Source organism: Paenarthrobacter sp. A20, from assembly GCF_024168825.1.
In the GTDB taxonomy this organism is placed as follows: Bacteria; Actinomycetota; Actinomycetes; order Actinomycetales; family Micrococcaceae; genus Arthrobacter.
In genome coordinates this window covers 2943662-2965552 of sequence record NZ_JALJWH010000001.1, presented here as the reverse complement: position 1 = coordinate 2965552, position 21891 = coordinate 2943662, and the positions used below count along the sequence as shown (strand labels likewise).

Genomic DNA, 21891 nt, shown 5'->3' with positions numbered 1-21891 from the left:
GTGGCCTGCGGGCCACCGCATGGGCTAGCCGTTGTGGTTGAGGCTCAGAATGTTTCCCTCGCTGTCCAGGAACCATGCTGCAGCGCTGCCGTCAGGCATCGTGGCGACCCCGTCCTCGGTCTTCAATCCAGGGAAGTCGTAGTCTTCAAACGTGACTCCCTTGCCGCGGAGCTCCTCCACTGCGGCCTTGACATCGCTGACCATCCAACCCATCTGGGTGTTCTTCGCCGACCCGGCGTTGGGGGTCTGGTACACGAAGAATCCCGTTCCATCGCCGCACCTGTATTGGAGGTTGTCGTCGGCGTCCGGATTTTCGGGTTCGAGTCCGAGTTTCTCGCTGTAGTACGCGCGGGCCCGGGCGATGTCCTGTGCCGGTAGGACGGCACCAACCTGCTGATCCTTGAGCATGTTCTTCTCTTTTCCGGCTCTCCCCCCGGAACGAACTTTACTCTTGGGCGGGCAGGTAAGTAATTGGAAAACGACACCATATTTCATCGTCTGCAAAGGGGTCCGGGGCGGATCGGCTTAGACTGGCCGCATGCCGATCATCCCTGATGAAAAAGACTGGACCTGGGTACTGTCCGAACCCTGCCCCGAGTGCGGGTTCGACCCTGCCACGGTGACTCCTTCCACGGTGCCGGGCACGGTCTTGAACATGCTTCCACGGTGGAGGGCTGTCCTCCGCCGCGAGGATGCAGCTGTGCGGCCCAATGACCACACGTGGTCCAACCTGGAGTACGCCTGCCACGTCCGTGATGTCTTCAGCTTGTTTGACCAACGTTTGAACCTGATGCTGACCGAGGACGACGCCCGGTTTGCCAATTGGGACCAGGACCAGGCCGCCATCGACGGAGAATACGGTTCGGCAGATCCCCGGACCGTGGCCGACCAGCTGGAGGCCGAGGGCCAGGAAATCGCCGAGTCGTTCGCCCGCGTGGTGGAGGATGATTGGCAGCGCTCCGGAACGCGGAGCAACGGGTCTTCGTTCACTGTGCTGACGTTCTCGCAGTACTTCCTTCACGATGTTGTCCACCATCTTCATGACGTGGATGGCTAGGAATCCCGGCTAGAGCATCTTCTCCCACGTCATGCTGCGGTTCACCGGCATATAGCCCATGCCGAGGTAGAGTTCCAGTGCCCCGGTGGGGTTGGCGGAGTCCACATCCAGTGACGCTACGTCCATTCCGGCGTCGATGTACCTTCGCATGGCGTCGGCCAGCAGTGCTTGGGCTATGCGACGGCCGCGGAAGGCGCGCCGCACACCCAGGAGTTCGGTGTAGCCCTCCTTGAATCCGCGATCGGATGCCGAATGGGGGTCGAAGCTGGTCAGCTGGTACCCGGCCACCTCCCCCGTAGCGGAGTCGAGAACCACCGCGCTGAGATCGTGCCGCGCTGTGGGCTCCTCGATGGTGAAGCGCCACGATTCTTCGTCCCTGGGCTCGCTCCCCCAGTGGTCCCGGAAAGCATCGTTGTGCGCTTGGCGTACCGGCTCGAAGAGCGTGGGATCCAGGGTCCTCAGTTCCAGCCCTGCACCCAGCGGGACTTCCGGCAGACCTGCCGACAAGGGTCGGTGCATCTCATTGAACCAGCGCACCGTACCGTAGCCGTGACCCAACAAGAGCGTGGCCTGGTGATCGTGCTGCTCTTCAGTTTGGATGCGGAGCCGGGGTGGGGCGGTGGTGTGCCCGGCTGCCTGGTCGGCCTGGAACCGCCTGCGGACCTGCTCTTCCTGCCACACCAGGACAGCGGAGCCGATTCCGCGTTGTTGCCATTCGGGATCGACACACGCCATGCCCGTGGCTTTGTCGCCCCTGGGGTTTTTGGAGATCCGCCCGTAAGCACGTGCAGTTTCCCCGGAGTCCAGGCCCAGCAGCGTGCTCGTCCGGGGCGGATTCTTACTGGATTCCAGGATGTGGATCAGGTCGCCGCGCTTTTCGTACCACGCAGGATGTTCGACGGCGGCAGTCCGGGCAATCAGTCCGGCCCAGTTGTCGAGGTCTTCCATGGTGGCTGGCCGCCACTGCAGTCCGGTGGCGTCGGCGTCAGGCAAGGCTTGGCTTGGGGCTTCGAAAGACATGCCAACAGGCTACTGAGGGGTAGGCCTTCCCACCAGCTCCGGCGCGCCCACGGCTGGGTAAGCAGCGGGCCGTGCTGCAGGCAGCTCAAGTCGCGCGTCTGCCGGATCGATGTCTTCGGGGTTATGCGTCACCAGGACTACAGTGACGTCCTTGAGCCCTTTGCGGAGGATGGCCATCATTTCCCGTGCCGAACCGGCATCCAGGTGCGCGGTGGGCTCATCGAGCAACAAGACGGAGGCTCCGGTCAAGAGCGTCCTGGCCATCGCCAGCCGCTGCCGTTCGCCGCCGCTGAGGAAGGAGCCGCCAGGGCCGATGCGGGCGTCCAGCCCACCTGGCAATGCGGCCACCACCCCGTCGAGTCCGACGTCGGCCAGGGCCTTGCGCATGTCATCCTCACTGGGTTTCGCTCCGGCCGGGCGGCTCAGCAAGAGGTTTCCCCGGATAGTGGAGTCGAAAAGGTACGCCTCCTGGGGGCACCATGCCGCCGCGCCTGTCAACTTGGCACTTCCTTGCGCAAGGGGCAGGAAGCCCAGCAGTACGGACAGTAGCGTGGTCTTTCCCGCGCCCGAGGGTCCGGTCACTGCAAGCCAGCGGCCCGGCCCGGCTTCGGCCGTGAGGCCGGCGAAGGCGTTCGGACCCCCGGGCCAGGCGGCCGCCGCGTCGTTCAACTCAAGTCCCACTTTGCCATCGCGATCCGGGAGCGGCTGCGGGCCGCCGTCGGGCGTTTCGGCACGGTCAACTGCGGCAGGAGCATCCAGCGCACCTGATTCTGCCACCCTCCCGAGGACAGCTGCGAGCGCCGGGGCTTGTCGTACGGCCGAGACAATACCGCCGAAGGCGTCCACCAAGGCGAGCTGCATCAGGACGACCACTGCCACGAGTTCGGTGGCAACCGAACCGTTGGCAACCGAGGGAGCGCTGAGGGCACCTGCCCACAGGGCTCCCAATGAGCAAGCCAGGACGATCACCGATTGGCCGAGGCCTTCAGCCCATGCCGAGCGTTGGGCGGAGAGTGTGGCTGCCCGATCCTTGGTGCGCAGGTCCTTGAGGAGCGGCCCGGCCACACTGTTGGCCGTCAGTTCGGCCCGGGCATCCAATGCTGCAGCAACGCCACGAAGTACCGCGGAGCGCATTTGCTGTTCGGCCCTGGCCGCGTTCCTGTCAGCCAGGACGGCAAGGAGCGGGGCAAGGGCAAGGCCCACCACTGACGCCACCACCACGGCGGGAAGCGCTGCGGGCAGAATGATGGCGGTGGCTGCGATCGCTGCTCCGCCGACGCCCACTGCGGTCACTGGGGGAAGCACTACCCGCGGTAGGAGGTCCCGGAGGGTGTCGACGTCATCGACGACCGAGCCCAGCACGTTGCCGCCGTGGAGGAGGCGCCTCAGGGACAGTGCCCTGCGGCTCAGCGTTGCCCACAGTGCTCCGCGGAGATGGGTCATGGCGGCGAACACGGCGTCATGGGTGAGGAGCCGCTCGCAATAGCGCAGCACGGCCCTGCCGATGCCAAAGAACCTGACGCCCACGATTGCGCCGAGCAGGTAAAGGATGGGAGGTTGTTCGCTTGCCCTGATGATCAGCCAGCCGGACAAACCGGACAACGCCACGGCGAACAGGGCGGCCAGGACTGCAACTGTGCCAGCTGCTGCGAACTTCCACTGCACGGGCTTCAGTATCACCAGCAGGCCCTTCAGGCTGCTGGTCTTTGCGGCGGGGTTCATGACGGGGTGGACCACAGCAGCTGCATCACGGGCTGCGGCTGAGTCCGTGGTGTTCCTGGCGCGCACCAGTGGAACCTCAGGCCCGGCCTCATGGCGCTTGCTTCCAATGGGCACCAGGTGCTCGGCGAGCGCACGGGTGTCGGCATCATGGGCCACAAGGATCACGGTGACGGTGCCCCGCAGCGTTTCGATGGCGTTGCGGACCGCCCCCGCTGAGTAGTGGTCCAGGTGTGCCGTGGGTTCGTCCAGCAGCAGGACCGTGGCCCCGGCTTCCACCCTTGCCAGGCCCCGGGCAAGGGCAACCCGGCGCAGTTCGCCGGGACTCAATTCGGCGGGATTCCTGGCTGCCAGGTGTTCAGCTTTTGCCTTCTGAAGGACACGTGTGACTGCCTCGGTGACGTCGCCTTGGTACCCGTCGAGGTACAGCTCCATCTCTTCCTGGACCGTTTCTGCTGCGATGACGGGGTGTTGCGGCACCCATGCCACAGCCCCGGATCCTGTCACGGTTCCCGTGACGGCAGCGTCGGGCCCTGGTCCGATGAGTCCGGCGAGGACGCCCAAGACGGTGCTCTTCCCGGTGCCGCTGTCGCCGTCGAGGGCTGTAATGCTGCCCCGTGGGGCAGTAAAGCTGAGGGGCCCGACGGCGGCCCCGGACCTTCCTCGGTAGGTCACCGACAGTCCGCTCACCACTACGTCGGTCGAGGCTGTGCTCGAGGGGCCACCTGCCTGCAGTGGCTGGTGGGCCGGTACCTCCAACACGGCGTTGGTGGTTTCCAAGGCTGCCCGGCCGTCGTCGCTGGCGTGGTGGGCTGTGCCCAGCTCCCGCAGTGGCAGGTAGCAGTCGGGGGCGAGGATGAGTGCCAGCAGGCCGGCTTCGAGGGCCATGTCGCCTGCCACCAGCCTGACACCGATGAACACGGCAACCACGGCTACGGAAATCGTCGCAATAAGTTCGAGGGCAAGCGCGGAGAGGAAGGCAGTCCGGAGGGTGCCCATGGTCTTGCTTCGGTACTGCTCCGAGATATCTTCCAATGCTGCGCGCTGTTCACTGGCGCGCCCCAGGCCCACCAGCACCGGCAGGCCCTTGGCCAGCTCAAGGATGTGGCCGGAGAGCCTGCGGAGGGTGGTCTGGGCGTCGCGGACGCTGTCCTCGGTGTGCCGGCCGATCAGGACCATGAACAGTGGCACCAAAGGAACGGTCAGGACGATCACCACGGCGCTGACCCAGTCGGCAAACAGGATCCTGGCCCCGATCAGCAGCGGCACCGTGGCGCAGTTCACCAGGGCGGGAAGGTATTGGGTGTAGTAGTCGTCCAGTGCGTCCAGGCCCCGCGTCGCGAGGATTGCCAGGCCGCCGTCGTTCATTCCCGCTACCGGCGACGGGCCTCCGTCGGCCAGCGAGCGCCTCAACAGCTGCGCCCGCAGCTCCTCCTTGACGCCCAGGGCTGCATGCCGGGAGGCGATGCCCTGGCCCCACACCGTGAGTGACCTCAGGACAGCTCCCACAGCCCCCCAGATGAGTCCGCTGTCCCAGTCTCCGGTTCCGGCAGCGAATCCTGCCAGCATCCCCGCCACGGCTTGGGCCATAAGGACCAGGGACAAGGCCTTGAGGGCAGAGAGCAGGCCTAGGGCGTAGAGCGCTGATCGCGTGGCGGGGCCGGAGGGGAACACGGGCTTCATGGGGCGGCTAGTCTCCCGTTGTGTTGCTGGCGGACGGGCTGTCCTTGGCGATCAGGACCTTGGCAGCAATCGCGGGAAGGAACCCGTGGGCCTCTGGAATATGGGCCGCGCTGACACGTCGGCGGAACACCCAGTACGTCCATGACTGGTACGCAATCACCAAGGGCAGGCCAATGGCTGCAACGATGCTCATAAGGCCCAGTGTGTAATCCGACGACGAGGCGTTGGAGATGGTCAGGTTGAAGGCTGGATCAAGGGTGGAAGGAATGACGACCGGGAACGCTGCCCCGAAGATCGACGCCGTAGCGCAGACAATGAAGGCACCGAACGCACCGAACGCCCGCCCTTCGGACCCGGCCCGGGCCAACGTCCATGCCAGGACGACGGCCCCTGCTGCGGCCGCCACCAGGGCCCAGGTCCACGGCTTGCCACTGAGGAACTGTACTGAAACCATCCATCCGAACATGGGCAGGACGGCAACGGGCGCCAGTCGCACGAACCATCGGCGGGCACGGTGCCGCACCTCGCCGTCGGTCTTGAGGGCAAGGAAGGCCAAGGCGTGAACCAGCGCGAACGCCACCACACCGAAGCCGCCCAGGAGCGCGTAACCGCTGAACCAGGCCATCGGGCCGCCGATGCGGTCACCGTTGGCATTCAGGGGAAGGCCCGTGGTGGTCAGGGCCAGGGCGGCGCCGATGCCGAAGGCTGCACCGAAGGACCCGACGGCGATGGCCCAGTCCCAGCGGTTACGCCACCGTTCCGAGTCCACCTTGCCGCGGTATTCAAACGCGACAGCGCGGAAGATCAGTGCTGCCAGGACGCAGAGGAGCGGCAGGTACAGCGCCGAGAACAGTGAGGCGTACCAGAGGGGGAAGGCCGCGAAGGTGGCTCCTGCTGCGGTGAGCAGCCACACCTCGTTGCCGTCCCACACAGGACCGATGGTGTTCAGCAATACCCGGCGGTCGGTGTTGTTACGGGCGAACAGTTTCATCAGCATGCCGACGCCGAGGTCAAAGCCCTCCAGGAAGAGATACCCCGTCCACAGCACCGCGATGGCCACGAACCAGATGGTTGGCAACAGTTCCATTGTCAGTTTCCTCTGCTTCTAGTAGGCGAATGCCAGGACGTCGTCGCCGGTCTTATCCGGCCCCGCATCGTTCTTGTCACTGTGGTCGGTGTCCTTGCCTTCGTCGGCGTGAGCCAACTCCGGCATGGCCGATGCCACGCCACCACGGATGTATTTGACCAGCAGCTTCACCTCGACCACCAGCAGCACGGCGTAGATGGCGGTGAGGACCACCAGCGACGTCATGATTTCACCGGCACTGACTCCCGGGGAAACGGCGGCCGCAGTGAACATGAACACCTGGTCGATGCCGTTCATGTCCGGATTGGGGGCCACGACGAATGGCTGCCGGCCCATTTCGGTGAAGATCCAGCCCGCTGCGTTGGCTCCGAACGGTGCAAGGATGCCGAACACAGCGAGTCGCATGAGCCATTTCGACCGGGGTACCACGCCTTTGCGGGTCACCCACAGTGCCAGGAGGGCCGCAAAGGCAGCGATTCCGCCGAAACCGATCATCATGCGGAAACCCCAATAGGTAACTTCCATGACTGGCACATACTGGATTTCCTGTCCGGCGCGGTCGCCGTACAGCGGGTTGTCCGGGAGGTGGGTTCCGTACTTTTCCTTGTACTCTCCCAGCAGGCTGTTGACGCCCTTTACTTCGGTCGTGAAGTCGCCCTTGGCGAGGAAGGAAAGGATGCCGGGTACTTCGATGACGGCCACAATGTCATCGCAGTTGGTGGCGCCAAGGTTGCCGACGCTCAGGACCGAGAATCCGGTGCCGTCGTGGCAGGCAGCTTCGGCTGCGGCCATCTTCATGGGCTGCTGTTCGAACATCAGCTTGCCCTGCAGGTCACCGGTGATGGCGGTGCCTGCGAAGGAGATCATGGCAACGACTGCACCGATCCTGAGGCTCTTCATCCACACCGTGTAATCGGACTTGTCCCGACCGGGGATCGCGGCTTCGCCGGGAACCAGCCTGCCGTCCTTGCCCACGACGTCGATGCCGTCGTGCCGGCGGCGCCACAGGTGGTACCAGGCGATGCCCAGGAGGAACGCACCGGCAACGGCGAGTGCGCCAAAGAGCGTGTGAGGTACGGCTACCAGGGCTGTGTTGTTGGTGAACACCGCCCATGCGTCGGTCATCACGGGCCGGCCGTCCACCATCTCCACGCCAACGGGGTGCTGCATCCATGAGTTGGCCACGATGATGAAGTAGGCGGAGAAGACCGAGCCGATGACGGCGATCCACAGGCAGGCCAGGTGAACACCGCGTTTGAGTTGCTTCCAGCCGAAGATCCACAGTCCAAGGAATGTCGATTCAACGAAGAATGCGAGCAGTGCTTCGAGGGCCAGTGGCGCGCCGAACACGTCGCCGACGAACCGGCTGTACTCACTCCAGGCCATACCGAACTGGAACTCCTGCACGATGCCCGTAGCCACACCCATGATGAAGTTGATGAGGAACAACTTTCCCCAGAACTTGGTCATCCGCAGATATTCGGGCTTGCCCGTGCGGTACCAGATGGTTTGCATGATGGCCACCACCAGACCGAGGCCGATGGTGAGGGGAACCATCATGAAGTGGTAGACGGTAGTGATACCGAATTGCCAGCGTGCGATTTCCAAGGCGTCCATGGCTGTCCTTTGTGCGGTGGACCGAAGTACGATGACTTACTTCTACGTCACGTAGAAAACTTCTCTTCTACACAGTGTAGAACAAATGGCGGGCGACGAATCCCATTCTTCAAGTGGCGTCACCCACGCGCAAGGGTTCACATCCGGGCGCGGCGCGCCGATAGTTCTACCTCACGTAGAATGAAGGTCTGAAAAGCGGTAGATTTATTGTGGAATGTTGGATCATCGCTCCCGGCAGCAGCCACCCTGCACCGGGAAGCGGAAGGTAGGGACGTATAAATGGCAAGTCTTGGGGAACTGGAACGGGCAGTGATGGATCTGCTCTGGGCAGGCCAGGAGGCTGCAACCGCCAATACACTGCGTGATCTTCTGGCGCAGGATTCCGAAGCCGGCGACGGCACCGCGGGTCATCAAGGCAAGGATCTGGCCGTGACCACGGTCCTGACTGTACTTTCACGCCTGGAGAAGAAGGGCCTGGTGGAGCGCGAACGTGGAACGCGTCCGCACCGCTACCAGGCAGTTTCCAGCCGCGCAGACCACACCGCCGAGCTGATGCACGAAGTCCTGGGCTCCGCCCCGGACCGCGAGGCCGTACTGGCCCGTTTCATTGGTTCCGTCACCGAAAGTGAAGCCGCTACCCTGCGCAAACTGCTCGGCTACAATTAGCCACTATGTTCTGGACCTCATACCTGCTTGCGGTCCTGGCATTGATTCTGGCGTGGCCGGTACCTGTTTTGCTTTCGCGCGCGCAGTGGCCGGCACGATCCCCCTTCACGGCCATGGTCCTGTGGCAGGCGATAGCCCTTGCCGGTGGCTTGTCCATGATTGGCGCCATGCTCGTCTATGGCCTCGAACCCATCGGCGAGAACCTCATTGCAGGACTCAAGAGCCTGGCCGGGATGGTTTTCAACAACGAACCCACTACGGCGCTGGGATTCTGGCACCTGTTCGCATTGTCCGCGGCGGCCCTGCTCACCGCGCATCTGGTCTTCACCCTGCTGCTGACCTACTACAAAATCGAGCGCCAACGGCGGCGGCACCGTGAGCTTCTTGCCCTGCTTGCCTCACCCTCCGACGACGGCCCAGGGACTGTGGTGATCAACCACGACTCCCCCGTGGCCTACTGCCTGCCCGGAGGCGCCCGATCCGTAACGGTATTGTCCGACGGCCTCATGGCCGCCCTCGAACCCGCAGAACTCAGGGCTGTGCTCATTCATGAGAACGCCCATCTTTCCCAGCGCCATGACCTCCTGCTCTGGGCTTTCGCCGCATGGCGGCAGGCCCTGCCCTGGTTCCCCACCACGAGGCTGGCCCAGACGGCCGTGAACTCGCTGATCGAGATGCTGGCCGATGACGTCGCGCTCCGCACCGAAAGCAAGGGCACACTGATCAAGGCCATCGCGATCGTCGCCAGCGGAAACTCGCAGCCGGCCATCGGAGCCCCGGCGCTCAACGCCGGGGGTGCCGTCGTCGAAGGCAATACAGTCAGCGCCACCGGCGGTGCCGACTCGCCACGAACGACGGCGTCACGCGTCAGCCGACTACTCTCGCCGCAGCCTCCACTCACCAAGGGCCTCCGCGTGCTGGTCCTGGCGGCTTCGGCGCTCCTGCTCGCAGTACCAACGGCATTGTTGATCGTGCCGGGATTGTTGGGCTAGCTAAGTGACCGCGCAGCGAGCCACACGGGAAGCTGCTTCCCCGGCCTGCTTGCCATTGCAGTCGGAACACCGACGGCCGGCATCCTGCCGGGAGCCGGGTGGATCTACTGTGCCGCCGTCCTCATCGGTTTGGGCATCGGCGTGGCAACACCCCTTGCGTTTGCCCGCCTGGCGGGTTCAACACCTCCGGAACGGCTTGGGAGGACCATGGGCTCCGCCGAACTGGGACGTGAACTCGGCGACGCCGGCGGCCCGCTTCTGGGGGAGTTGCCGTTGCCGCGGGACTGCCCTGGGGACCCGGCGCTTTGGCGTTGGTGGTCGGAGCGGCGGCGTCTGCCGCCCCTTCCTCCCGGACCGCCCCAACCCGTCAGGCTGTTCCCGCGCCGCCCCGGCATTAGGCGTCGATACGCTCCCGGTCCAAGGTGGCAGCACCGGCGATGATGAACTCCTTGCGGGGCGCCACGTCCGAACCCATCAGAAGGTCGAAGACTTCCTCCGCCCGCTGCGCGCTTTCAATCCCCACCTTCCGCAGGGTCCGATGCCGCGGATCCATGGTTGTCTCAGCCAATTGCTGGGCATCCATTTCGCCCAGGCCCTTATAGCGCTGGATGGGCTCCTTGTAACGCTTGCCTTCCTTGGCGAGGTTGGCAAGAAGGACGTGGAGCTCGGCCTCGGAGTAGGTGTAAATCATCTCGTTGGCCTTCTGGCCCGGGTTGATCACTTCCACCCGATGCAGGGGCGGCACAGCTGCAAAGACGCGGCCGGCCTCAACCATCGGCCGCATGTAGCGGAAGAACAGGGTCAGCAGCAAAGTACGGATGTGCGCGCCGTCGACGTCGGCGTCTGTCATGAGGATGACCTTGCCATACCTTGCCGCGTCAATATCGAAGCTGCGTCCCGAACCGGCACCAACCACCTGAATGAGCGCGGCACACTCTGCGTTGGAGAGCATGTCTCCCACGGAGGCCTTCTGGACGTTGAGGATCTTGCCACGGATGGGAAGCAGCGCCTGGAAGTCGGAGGAGCGCGCAAGCTTGGCGGTACCCAGCGCGGAGTCACCCTCAACGATGAACAGCTCGGAGCGGGCAACATCGTCGGTTCGGCAGTCGGCTAGCTTAGTGGGCATCGAGGAGGTTTCCAACGCGTTTTTGCGTCGCTGGGTTTCCTTGTGCACACGGGCCGAGATGCGCGATTTCATCTCGCTGACCATCTTCTCCAGAAGGAGCGCGGACTGGGCTTTGTCGTTGCGGTTGGCCGAATTCAGGCGTGCAGTGATCTCCTTTTCAACCACCTTGGCCACAATGGCACGAACCGCCGACGTGCCCAGGATCTCCTTGGTCTGCCCCTCGAACTGGGGTTCCGCAAGACGGACTGTCAGAACGGTCGTCAGACCTGCAAGGATGTCGTCCTTCTCGATTTTGTCGTTGCCGGCCTTCAGCTTGCGGGCATTCGTCTCCACGGCCTTACGGAACGTCTTGAGCAGGGCGGCCTCAAAGCCGGACTGGTGGGTGCCGCCCTTGGGTGTGGCGATGATGTTGACGAAGCTTCGCATGGTGGTTTCGTAGCCAATACCCCAACGCAGGGCGATGTCCACCTCGCAGTCGCGTTCGACTTCGGCGATCTTGCTGTGCCCGTTTTCGTCCAGGACCGGAACGGTTTCCTTGAACTTTCCAGAACCGTGAAGACGCCAAACGTCCGTCACTCCCGCGTCGGCGGCCAGGAATTCTACGAACTCGCTGATGCCGCCGTCGTGGTGGAACACTTCTTCATGCGCGCCGTGCTCCCCCGGAGTTCCAGCAAGCTTGCGTTCGTCACGGACCGTGATTTTCAGTCCGGGCACCAGGAAGGAGGTCTGGCGGGCACGTGCCGCCAGGTCGTCGTACGAGAATTTCGCGTCAGGCGTGAAGATTTGCCGGTCAGCCCAATAGCGAACGCGGGTTCCCGTCACACCACGCTTGGCCTTGCCCACAACGTCAAGCACCGAGTTTTCAACGAACGGCTCAAACTTTGCCTCAGGTCCCGGTTTGGACCCTGAATCCACGAACCGGCCGGGCTCACCCCGGCGGAATGACATTTGGTAGGTCTTGCTTCCGCGATCCACCTGGACATCCAGACGGCTCGAGAGCGCGTTCACCACTGAGGCGCCGACGCCGTGCAGGCCGCCCGACGCCGTATAGGAGCCGCCGCCGAACTTGCCGCCGGCGTGAAGCTTGGTGAAGACAACTTCGACGCCGGAGAGGCCCGTTTTGGGTTCAACGTCCACGGGAATGCCACGGCCGTCGTCATGGATTTCCACGGAATTGTCTGCATGCAGGATCACCTTGATGTCGTGACCGAAGCCCGCCAAGGCTTCATCAACGGCATTATCGATAATTTCCCATAGGCAGTGCATGAGGCCGCGGGAGTCGGTGGAGCCGATGTACATGCCCGGGCGCTTGCGGACGGCTTCCAGGCCTTCAAGGACAGACAGGTGCCGGGCGTTGTATTCAGAACTCGGTGCCACTCGCGGTGTGCTCCTTCGGGGTATATCTCAGGGGTGTTTCCCAGCCGTGATCTTGCTGGTAATTCAAGGCAAACACTGCCCATACTAGGCTAGCCGCGAAGGCCGCCCGGCACTGGTTGCCACTCCCGCAGGAGCGCAACCTGCATGGTTACGTTACGCACATGTGATACGCGGACAGCGAAAGTGACCCATCCTTGCCATGGATCTGCATCGAATGCTGGTTATATGGATGTACAGAACTACTAAGGAGGCCGACATGACAACAGCAGTTGCAGACCGCACGCTGAACGCAGCTGACCGCTGTGATCGTTGCGGAGCCCAAGCGTACGTCCGCGTTGTACTCGAGTCCTCCGGCGGTGAGCTGCTCTTCTGCGGCCACCACGCACGTGCAGTTGAAGCCACGCTTCGGCCCATGACTTCCGACTGGCACGATGAGACCGAGCGCCTCAACGAGAAGGCTACCGTCCCCGCCGACTAGGCAGGGCAATCCGGGCACTGTCCGGAAAACCACTTTGAGCAGGTGATGAGGCTCCTCCCAACCGGGAGGAGCCTCATTGCATTGAACAGGCCTACCCGGCGCGCGAACCTGGCACAACAAAACGGCCCAGCCGGAAGTCCGACTGGGCCGCATGTACGTGCTGGAATTCTAGTCCAGGTAGTCCCTGAGGACCTGCGAGCGGGACGGGTGCCGCAGCTTGGACATGGTCTTGGATTCGATCTGGCGGATGCGCTCACGCGTCACTCCGTAGACCTTGCCGATTTCGTCTAAAGTCTTCGGCTGTCCATCGGTCAGGCCGAAGCGCATCGCAACAACTCCAGCTTCGCGCTCGGACAGCGTGTCCAGAACGGAGTGCAGCTGCTCCTGGAGCAGCGTGAAGCTGACTGCGTCAGCGGGAACAACAGCTTCCGAGTCCTCGATAAGATCGCCGAACTCCGAGTCACCATCCTCGCCAAGCGGGGTGTGGAGGGAAATCGGCTCACGGCCGTACTTCTGGACCTCAACAACCTTCTCAGGCGTCATGTCCAGCTCCAACGCCAGCTCTTCCGGCGTTGGTTCGCGGCCGAGGTCCTGAAGCATCTGCCGCTGGACACGCGCCAGCTTGTTGATGACTTCCACCATGTGGACCGGAATACGGATGGTACGGGCCTGGTCAGCCATGGCACGGGTAATGGCCTGGCGGATCCACCACGTTGCATACGTGGAGAACTTGAATCCCTTGGTGTAGTCGAATTTCTCCACCGCACGGATAAGGCCCAGATTGCCTTCCTGGATCAGGTCCAGGAAGAGCATGCCACGGCCCGTGTAGCGCTTGGCCAGAGATACCACAAGGCGAAGGTTGGCTTCGAGCAGGTGGTTCTTGGCACGCTTACCGTCGTGGATGACGAATTCAAGTTCACGCTTGAGCTTGGGATCCATGGATCCGTCATCAGCGTTGATCTTTTCCTCTGCAAAGAGGCCGGCTTCAATACGGAGCGCGAGGTCGACTTCCTGCTCGGCATTCAGCAGGGCAACCTTACCGATCTGCTTCAAGTAGTCCTTGACGGGATCGGCCGTGGCGCCCGCAGACATGACCTGCTGGACCGGGGCGTCGTCGTCGTCGGCATCGGAGTAGACGAATCCCGATCCGGAAGGAGCCGGCTTGTCCTTTGCGGCAGCGGCACCTTCCTCGGCGTCGTCTTCACCGACTTCGACTTCCTCCGCTGCTGCGGGATCAAAGTCTTCGTCCTCGGCATTGGCATCCTCGGCGTCGGAGCCAGAGGAAGTGTTCGCGGCTTCAGCAGCGGCCTTCGCGCCGGGCTTGGGTCCACGCTTCTTGGGTGCCGGCTTGTCAGAGTCGCCCTCTGAGGCCTTGTTGGCAGCACGTGTCGCTGCGCGCTTTGCCGTTGTGGCCGCCTTCTTTTCCTCAGCGGACAATTCGGCCTGGGCGGCGGGTTCCTTCTCGACGGAAGACGGGGTCACAGAAAACCTTTCTAGCGGCGGTCTGTGGAATCACCATACGGGCAACACCACTATGACCCTGTCAAGTCCGCGATCAATTTCAAATGCGATCGCCGTCTGCAGAGCCACTATGTAGAACTCCCGACGACACTGTATTGTTCCCGTTTCCGGGCCAATGCAGGCATTCGAACGCGGACCCAACCGGGTCTCGGCATCCATTGTCTCACGGTTTTGCGAAACCCACGCCTGATTACTGCGGAACGGCTATGCGTTGGCGTCCTTGTAGCCCCGCCATGCAGAGCCGGGCTGTCGGGCCCAGGGACAGACCGCGCCCCGGCCCAGGACTTCCATGAGGAGTCCGGCCAGGCGGTAGCCCGGTTGGGCAGCCTCCGCCTGGATAAGGGAGGCATGGGCCATGGAACCGCTTCCCTTACACCAGGAAATCCAGCCCTGAAGGGTGAAGGCCGCTGCCGCCACCTCCCCTGATTCCCCTTCCACGCACAGCCCGGCGAGGACCTGCTGCAGTTGATCAAGATGGTTCCAGGACGGCTTGTCCGGCTGCATCCCCAATAAGATGTCTCCATAGGTGAACACATTTCCCGGCGCGTTGGAATCCTCAGGCCCTGGAACTGGAGGGGCGACTCCATGGGTCGCCACGCCCAGTTCGCGGGGATCGAACACCGTCGCATCAGTGTCATCAGCAGTGAACAGTCCGAAGGCATGCGCACCGGATCTTGCCGATTCAATACCGGCGGCCGCCATGACCACCACTGCGTCCCGCCAGGCAGGGACCTTCAGGGTTGTCCTGAGGAACCCCATGAGCTCAGCATCCGGTCCAGGATGCAACGGCCCGTTTGGGCCGGCCACGTCCAGAACATGCTTCCACACGGTAAGGACGGCCTCCAGGCAGCCTTCACTGCGCCACATGCCGAGAATTCGCTCTCCGTATCGGGACTCCGCCTCAAGCACCAGGGGATCAAGCGCTCCGGTCCTGGTGAGCTTGGGTATTCCGGGCTTGCCCTTTGGCGACGGCCCAAGAGCGCTTCCCCGGTACACCAACTCAGCACTCAACCGGCTGTCCTTAATGCGGGCCACCGGAAGTCCTGGCAGCGGACAGCACCCTTCATCCGAACAGTAAGCGCTGCGCCAGTACTCGGACCCGACAAGCCACGCATCCCGCATGGGCATGCCAACCCGCTCCAAGTCCTCCTGCAATGCTTTGAGCATGGGCATCATGCGGTGGACCACATCGCCGTCCTCCCAGCCGGCATCGGTGTAGACCGCAAGCACTACGCCGTCGGCCTCCTCATCCGCCTCCAGGTACCTGCGGATCTGTACGGCAAAGCAGGCCAGGGCCTGAGCCGTTGTTCGGAACGGGAGATCAACGCGAAGCGTCGCGCCCAGAACATTTCCCTGCATGGTGATGGCGACCAAGCTGTCTTCCGGCCAATAGCCCAGCGTGTGCGGGATGTAGCCAAGGATGTCTTCGGGTTGGTGGATGCTGAGTGTTTCGTTGGTGGTCATGCTTCCAGCCTGCTTAGGTGCGGCCGGGCCAAACAGGGACCATCCTGCCTATGTGGAAAAAGCACCGGGAGAAAGTCCCTGGACGTGGTGTCGTGCAGGCTAACGGCCGCCGCGCCGGTCCTCGATGGCATCTGCACGCGCAGAGCGGCGCCGCTCTATCCGCTCGCGGCGTTGCTTGGCGAGGGTCGCCGCCAAGGGAGGAACATGGATTCCCTGCGCAGCCATCTGCCGCCGGACCTGGCGCCGTGTCACGAGGATAAGGACGGTACCGAGGCCGAGGAGGATGAACTGCACGCTGAGGGCTATGCGGAAAGGCGCAAGTCCATACAAATCGCCACCGGAGAAACCGCTGGCGTTCAAGAGATCCAGAACCAAGCCGATGAGATAGATCGCAACAAGGGCCGCAATGAAGCCACCCACGTTGACGATGCCGGTTGCTGTCCCGATTCTGTGCGACGGATTGAACGTCCGGGCGAAATCGAAACCGATCATGGACCCGGGCCCGCCTACAGCCAGCACCACCACCAGGATCACCAGCATCCACAGCGGGGCGCGGTCCGGGAGGAGGAGCACAGCCGCCCACGCCAATGCCGTGGCCAAAGTGATGAGGAGGACCATCGCAGACCGTCGCATCGGATGCTTTGATACAAAGCGGCCAAAGCCAGGACCGGCAATGATGGCGGTGGCCACGAACAGTGCCATCAGGGCTGAAACTGTCCCGGCATCCAGGCCCTGCGCTGACAGGAGGAACGGGTAGCCCCAGGTCATCGCGAAGAGGTTCCCGCTGAACTGCACTGTGAAATGGCTCCATAAGCCCAGCCGGGTTCCCGGTTGTTTCCAAGCACGTGACAGCGAGACACCCGTAGCCCTCAGGCCCTGGCCGGCTTCCTTTGGCGGGTGCCCTGGAGGCGCATCCCGCAGCAGTGCCAGGACCAACACCACGGCCACCACGGACATGGACGCCAGCGTCAGGAATGCCGGAGTCCAGCCGGCGGTGTGGAGAAGCAGGGCAAACGGAACCACGCTGAAGAGTTGTCCCAGTTGGCCGCACATTCCGGTGAGCTGCGTCACCAAGGGCACTTTGGCCGGGGCGAACCATAAAGGAACCAGCCGGATCACAGAGATGAAGGTCATCGCGTCCCCGGCCCCAACAAGCACACGGCCCAACACGCCCCCGGGAACACTGTCCGCGAAAGCAAGCTGTAGCTGGCCAAGCCCCATCAACACGGCGCCCCCGGCTATCATCGCGCGGGAGCCGAACCTGTCCACCAAAACGCCCACCGGAATTTGCAGGCCCGCGTAAACCAAGAGCTGCAACACCGTGAAAAAGGAGATGGCGGCCGCACTCGCATGGAAGCGTTCAGTGGCTTCCAATCCGGCCACGCCAAATGAAGTCCGTTGCGCCACGGCCACCAGGTATGCGAGCACGCCGATCGTCCAGATCAGCCAGGCGCGGGGAGCATTCACCCCCCAATTATGCCCCGCGCCGGATCAAAGATGATTTATTGAGGCGAGTCTTTACGCGCCAGATAGGCCTCAACGGCGGCGCCAAGGTCTTCTGCATTGGGCAGTTCATCGTTCTCATCTGCCAGCAGGGAGCGGCGGACAACGCCTTCGGATTTCTCGTCGTAGCGCGTCTCCAGATTGGTGACCACCGCCTGCACTTCTTCCGACGCCTCGATTTGCTCGGCTATCTGGCGGCCCACTTCCCTACCCGCTTCGCGGAGTCGGTCCGTGGGCAGCATCAGCGATGTGGCGGCCCCCAGGTACTCCAGGCCGGCTACGGCTGCCGGAGGGTACTCAGCTTCTGACAGGTAGTGGGGCACGTGGATGACGTAGCCAGCAACATTCCGTTCGGCTTCCGTGAGCCGGAGTTCGAGGATGTGGCCAATAGCCGCGGGAACATCCACCGTGGGCTTCCAGCTGGAAATGCCCTCGATGAGATCGGGCCGGTTGCCATGCACCGTGACTCCGACGGGCCGCGTGTGCGGCACGGGCATCGGGATGGAATGGATCCACGTCACCAGGTTCACGTCGAGATGTTCCACGATTCCGACGACGGCACGCGAGAAACGTTCCCACTGAAGGTCCGGTTCGAACCCGGCCAACAGCAGAAACGGTTGGCCCAGCCCATCGTTCAACTTGTACAGGCCGAGCTTGGGAGCCTGGTAGTCCTGCAGATGGTCTTCGACAAAGCTGATGTGGGGCCTGCGAGAACGGTAGTCAATGAGTTGGTCGGCATCGAACATGGCCACCACCTCGGCATCAAGTTCTTCCAACAGTTCCGCGTTGATCTGCCGGACAACATGGCCCGCATCGGCAAAGCCCGTGAAGCCCATCACCATGTCCAGCCCGCGCAACTCCGGGCTGTGGAAGGTCTCGATATTACGCGCGTATAGCGATTCGGGGTCCAGGAGGGAGCCGGATATCCGTTCAAACACGGCGTGTTCCTTTCGCAATGACAAAGTAAGGGAAGATCCCGGGCAGCCGGGCAAAGAGCACCATGAGGGCACAAAGTCCTGGCTGCGGGATTCTACTAATTCGTACAACGCTGCACCTCCAACGGGCATTCCTGCCCCGGATGTGCCGCAGCTCTCATTTAATTGCTGTCCGCGGCGCTCGAGAGACTACGATCGAAACGGGCCGGCATCCTCGTGCGAAGCTGGCCCAGAAGACCAAGGCCGCCGTCGCAAGAGGACGTCGGGCACGTACCGGGGCTGGCCGCCGAACATGCGGCCCCGCCATGCAAAAGCAGAGAGAAGTGAGGAAACATCCTCGTGGTCAAGACTACTGACATCATCCTGGGCATTATCGCCAAGGACCTGAAAAAGTCCCCCAGCGACGCACTTGTGATTGGAGTTGCGCAAGGCGCGGATGGGCCTGTGCTGCTCACGAACCCCTTGAGCGCTAAAGCGGCCGAGTCAGTCGCTGGCTCCCTGAAGCTTTTGGGGATCACCGGCGCCCCAGATCAGGCACACCGGCTTCCAGGCCTGCCCGAGACGGGCTCGGGCATTCTGGTCCTGGCGGGCGTGGGTAAATTGTCCGACGCCGGAAGCCTCACCGAAGAGGCCCTGCGCCGCGCCGCTGGATCAGCGGTCCGGCAACTGGCCGGCGTCTCCTCAGTGACTCTTGCGTTCCCGACGACGACAGTCGCCGACGTCGCGGCCGTTGCTGAAGGTGCCGCCATGGGCGCCTACTCCTACACGGAGCACCGTTCCAGCAAGGATGGGCTGAAGGCCCCTGTGGCCAAAGCCCTGATTTTCTCGGATGTCGACCCCAAAGCAGCCCAACCCGCGCTTGACCGGGCAACAGTCTTGGCCCGTGCCGTGAACTCCACCCGTACCCTGGTCAACCAGCCGCCAAGCCACCTCTACCCGGAGTCCTTCGCCGAGTCCGCCAAGGAACTCGCCAAGGGCCTGCCGGTCAAAGTGACCGTATGGGATGAGAAACGGCTGGAAAAGGAAGGCTTTGGCGGAATCCTCGGCGTAGGCAAGGGTTCCACCCGCCAGCCCCGCTTGGTCAAGGTCGAATACACCCCGGTAAAGGCCACGAAGAAGATCGCACTCGTGGGCAAAGGCATCACGTTCGACACCGGCGGTATTTCCATCAAGCCGGCCCTCGGCATGGGTGACATGAAGAGCGACATGGCCGGTGCCGCCGTCGTACTTAACGCTGTCCTGGCCATCGCTTCGCTGGGTTTGCCCGTCAAGGCAACCGCATGGCTCTGCATCGCGGAGAACATGCCATCAGGTGCCGCGCAGCGGCCCGCTGACGTCCTGACCGTCTACGGGGGCAAGACAGTGGAGGTCCTGAACACGGACGCCGAAGGCCGCCTGGTGATGGCTGACGGTATTGTCGCTGCAGGCCTCGAGAAGCCCGATGTGATCATTGACGTCGCCACGCTGACCGGCGCGCAGTTGATTGCGCTGGGACTGCGCACGGCTGGCGTCATGGGTTCCGACTCAGTCACATCAGCCCTGAAATCCGCGGCAGACAGGGCCGGCGAGCTGGTCTGGCCGATGCCGCTGCCAGAGGAACTGCGCCCAAGCCTGGACTCCCAGGTGGCCGATCTCGCCAACATCGGTGAGCGCAACGGCGGCATGATGACCGCCGCCGTTTTCCTGCGCGAATTCGTCGGCAAGAACGGCGACGGCCAGCAGATCCCTTGGGCCCATGTCGATATTGCGGGTCCGTCCTTCAACAACGGGAGCCCCTACGGCTACACCCCCAAGCAGGGAACCGGATGCACCGTCCGTACCTTGGTTGCCTACGCCGAGGATCTCCTGGCAGTTTCTGCCTAAGCGGCACTCCCACGCCCTTCCGGGGTAGTGCGGACACCCGCGGGACACCCCTGCAGGAGCCCGCACAACCCCGGAATTATGCGGCGTGTAGCGCTATGTCACAAGTGAACGTGAGTCTCGACACAAGCGCTCCACAAACGCCCGCAGAGGGTGGAGCATGGGTAGGTGGTTCGCTAAGGTGAACTCGATAGTCACAAATGCAAGAGAACTTAGGTGCTGGCATAATCACGGCAGAACAAGTTCCAAAGACCAGATGACACCAGTCCCGTGTCATCATTCACGCGAGGGAGCGTTTTAGTGGCCGATCAGGCAACTGCGCAAGAATTCGACATCCTGGTACTCGGTGGCGGCAGCGGCGGCTACGCCACCGCCCTGCGGGCCGTACAGCTTGGGTTCACCGTTGGCCTTGTGGAAAAGGCAAAGCTCGGCGGAACCTGCCTGCACAACGGTTGTATCCCCACCAAGGCACTCCTGCACTCGGCCGAACTGGCCGACCACGCACGCGATTCCGCCAAGTACGGCGTCAACGTCACGCTCGACAGCATCGACATGCCGGCAGTGAACGCTTACAAGGACGGCATCATTGCCGGTAAGTTCAAGGGCCTTCAGGGACTTATCAAGTCCAAGGGCATCACCGTCATCGAGGGTGAAGGCAAGCTTCAGGGCAACAACACGGTAGTCGTCAACGGCACCCCCTACACGGGCAAGAACATTGTCCTTGCTACGGGTTCCTACTCGCGCTCCCTGCCCGGCCTGGAAATCGGCGGCAAGGTCATCACCTCTGACCAGGCCCTGACCATGGACTACATCCCCAAGAGCGCGATCGTCCTTGGCGGCGGCGTCATCGGCGTCGAATTTGCTTCCGTCTGGAAGTCGTTCGGCGTGGACGTCACCATCATCGAAGGCCTCCCCTCCTTGGTTCCCAACGAGGACGCATCGATCGTCAAGAACCTTGAGCGTGCGTTCAAGAAGCGCGGCATCAAGTTCACCACCGGCATCTTCTTCCAGGGTGTCGAGCAGAACGACGACGGCGTCAAGGTCACCTTGGTTGACGGCCAGACGTTCGAAGCCGACCTCCTCCTCGTCGCAGTTGGCCGCGGCCCCGTGACTGCCAACCTGGGCTACGAAGAAGCCGGCATCACCATCGACCGTGGCTTCGTCATCACCAACGAGCGTCTCCACACCGGCGTAGGCAACATCTACGCAGTGGGCGACATCGTCCCGGGCGTCCAGCTCGCGCACCGCGGCTACCAGCAGGGTATCTTCGTCGCCGAGGAAATCGCCGGCCTCAACCCGGCCATCGTCGAAGACATCAACATCCCCAAGGTCACGTACTGCGAGCCCGAAATCGCCACGGTCGGCTATACCGAAAAGGCCGCCAAGGAAAAGTTTGGCGACGACCAGGTACAGACCCAGGAATACAACCTTGCCGGTAACGGCAAGAGCTCCATTCTCGGCACCGGTGGCATCGTCAAGCTCGTTCGCCAGAAGGATGGCCCCGTAGTTGGCATCCACATGATTGGCTCCCGCATCGGCGAGCAGATCGGCGAAGCCCAGCTGATCGTGAACTGGGAAGCATACCCGGAGGACGTGGCCCAGCTGGTCCACGCCCACCCCACCCAGAACGAAGCTTTGGGCGAAGCCCACCTCGCCCTCGCGGGCAAGCCGCTCCACGGCTAAGTCTTTACCCAAGACAAACGGGTCGGGTGCATGCAGCGGAATCTGCCGGATGCACCCGGCCCGGACCAGCAGAATTCATCCGCACAAAGATCAATAAGGAGAA

16 protein-coding genes are annotated in these 21891 nt (G+C 62.9%); 6 read left to right on the top strand and 10 right to left on the bottom strand.

What is annotated here, in order from left to right:
* Positions 1–24: 24 nt before the first annotated feature.
* The gene (locus J3D46_RS13755) at positions 25–408 is read right to left on the bottom strand and encodes a VOC family protein (RefSeq protein ID WP_231338977.1); all 384 of its coding nucleotides are present in this window, start codon (positions 406–408) and stop codon (positions 25–27) included.
* Between the two features lie 130 nt (positions 409–538).
* Here J3D46_RS13755 and J3D46_RS13750 point away from each other — a divergent pair, with 130 nt between their 5' ends.
* On the top strand, positions 539–1057 hold the full coding sequence (locus J3D46_RS13750; protein ID WP_231338978.1) for a DinB family protein: 519 nt from the start codon (positions 539–541) through the stop codon (positions 1055–1057).
* A gap of 9 nt (positions 1058–1066) precedes the next feature.
* Here J3D46_RS13750 and J3D46_RS13745 read toward each other — a convergent pair whose 3' ends face one another.
* The 4 genes from J3D46_RS13745 to J3D46_RS13730 are packed head-to-tail and all read right to left on the bottom strand — an operon-like array spanning position 1067 to position 8183.
* The gene (locus tag J3D46_RS13745; protein ID WP_231338979.1) at positions 1067–2077 is read right to left on the bottom strand and encodes a GNAT family N-acetyltransferase; all 1011 of its coding nucleotides are present in this window, start codon (positions 2075–2077) and stop codon (positions 1067–1069) included.
* Positions 2078–2086: 9 nt separating this feature from the next.
* Complete coding sequence (gene cydD, locus J3D46_RS13740) at positions 2087–5479, bottom strand: thiol reductant ABC exporter subunit CydD (RefSeq protein WP_231338980.1); 3393 nt, start codon at positions 5477–5479, stop codon at positions 2087–2089.
* A gap of 7 nt (positions 5480–5486) precedes the next feature.
* Complete coding sequence (gene cydB / locus J3D46_RS13735; protein WP_253467722.1) at positions 5487–6566, bottom strand: cytochrome d ubiquinol oxidase subunit II; 1080 nt, start codon at positions 6564–6566, stop codon at positions 5487–5489.
* 18 nt (positions 6567–6584) lie between these two features.
* Positions 6585–8183 carry a cytochrome ubiquinol oxidase subunit I gene (locus J3D46_RS13730; protein WP_231338982.1) on the bottom strand — a complete coding sequence of 533 codons (1599 nt, stop codon included), beginning with the start codon at positions 8181–8183 and terminating at the stop codon, positions 6585–6587.
* A gap of 279 nt (positions 8184–8462) precedes the next feature.
* Here J3D46_RS13730 and J3D46_RS13725 point away from each other — a divergent pair, with 279 nt between their 5' ends.
* On the top strand, positions 8463–8849 hold the full coding sequence (locus J3D46_RS13725; RefSeq protein ID WP_011774471.1) for a BlaI/MecI/CopY family transcriptional regulator: 387 nt from the start codon (positions 8463–8465) through the stop codon (positions 8847–8849).
* Between the two features lie 5 nt (positions 8850–8854).
* Positions 8855–9841, top strand: a complete 987-nt coding sequence (locus J3D46_RS13720; RefSeq protein ID WP_231338983.1) for a M56 family metallopeptidase — start codon at positions 8855–8857, stop codon at positions 9839–9841.
* 394 nt (positions 9842–10235) lie between these two features.
* Here J3D46_RS13720 and J3D46_RS13710 read toward each other — a convergent pair whose 3' ends face one another.
* Positions 10236–12344: a type IIA DNA topoisomerase subunit B gene (locus J3D46_RS13710; protein WP_231338984.1), complete on the bottom strand. Its 2109-nt coding sequence runs from the start codon at positions 12342–12344 to the stop codon at positions 10236–10238.
* Positions 12345–12600: 256 nt separating this feature from the next.
* On the opposite strand from J3D46_RS13710, the gene J3D46_RS13705 reads away from it, so the two are divergent.
* A complete protein-coding gene (locus J3D46_RS13705) occupies positions 12601–12822 on the top strand; it encodes a hypothetical protein (RefSeq protein WP_231338985.1) in 222 nt (73 codons plus the stop codon).
* A 168-nt stretch (positions 12823–12990) separates the two neighbouring features.
* Here J3D46_RS13705 and J3D46_RS13700 read toward each other — a convergent pair whose 3' ends face one another.
* The 4 genes from J3D46_RS13700 to J3D46_RS13685 form a co-directional block, all read right to left on the bottom strand.
* Positions 12991–14304, bottom strand: coding sequence for an RNA polymerase sigma factor (locus J3D46_RS13700; RefSeq protein ID WP_231338986.1), 1314 nt, complete (start codon positions 14302–14304; stop codon positions 12991–12993).
* 243 nt (positions 14305–14547) lie between these two features.
* Complete coding sequence (locus tag J3D46_RS13695; RefSeq protein WP_231338987.1) at positions 14548–15807, bottom strand: DUF4192 domain-containing protein; 1260 nt, start codon at positions 15805–15807, stop codon at positions 14548–14550.
* A 99-nt stretch (positions 15808–15906) separates the two neighbouring features.
* Complete coding sequence (locus J3D46_RS13690) at positions 15907–17274, bottom strand: nitrate/nitrite transporter (RefSeq protein ID WP_231338988.1); 1368 nt, start codon at positions 17272–17274, stop codon at positions 15907–15909.
* Positions 17275–17309: 35 nt separating this feature from the next.
* Complete coding sequence (locus tag J3D46_RS13685) at positions 17310–18248, bottom strand: proteasome assembly chaperone family protein (protein ID WP_231338989.1); 939 nt, start codon at positions 18246–18248, stop codon at positions 17310–17312.
* A gap of 336 nt (positions 18249–18584) precedes the next feature.
* Between J3D46_RS13685 and J3D46_RS13680 the strand changes: the two genes are divergently transcribed.
* Both J3D46_RS13680 and lpdA read left to right on the top strand, forming a co-directional pair.
* Positions 18585–20108 (top strand): leucyl aminopeptidase, encoded by a 1524-nt coding sequence (locus J3D46_RS13680; RefSeq protein ID WP_231338990.1) that lies wholly within the window; start codon positions 18585–18587, stop codon positions 20106–20108.
* A gap of 297 nt (positions 20109–20405) precedes the next feature.
* Entirely contained in the window at positions 20406–21788 is a 1383-nt protein-coding gene (gene lpdA, locus J3D46_RS13675; RefSeq protein ID WP_253467719.1) for a dihydrolipoyl dehydrogenase, read from the top strand.
* Positions 21789–21891: the final 103 nt, after the last annotated feature.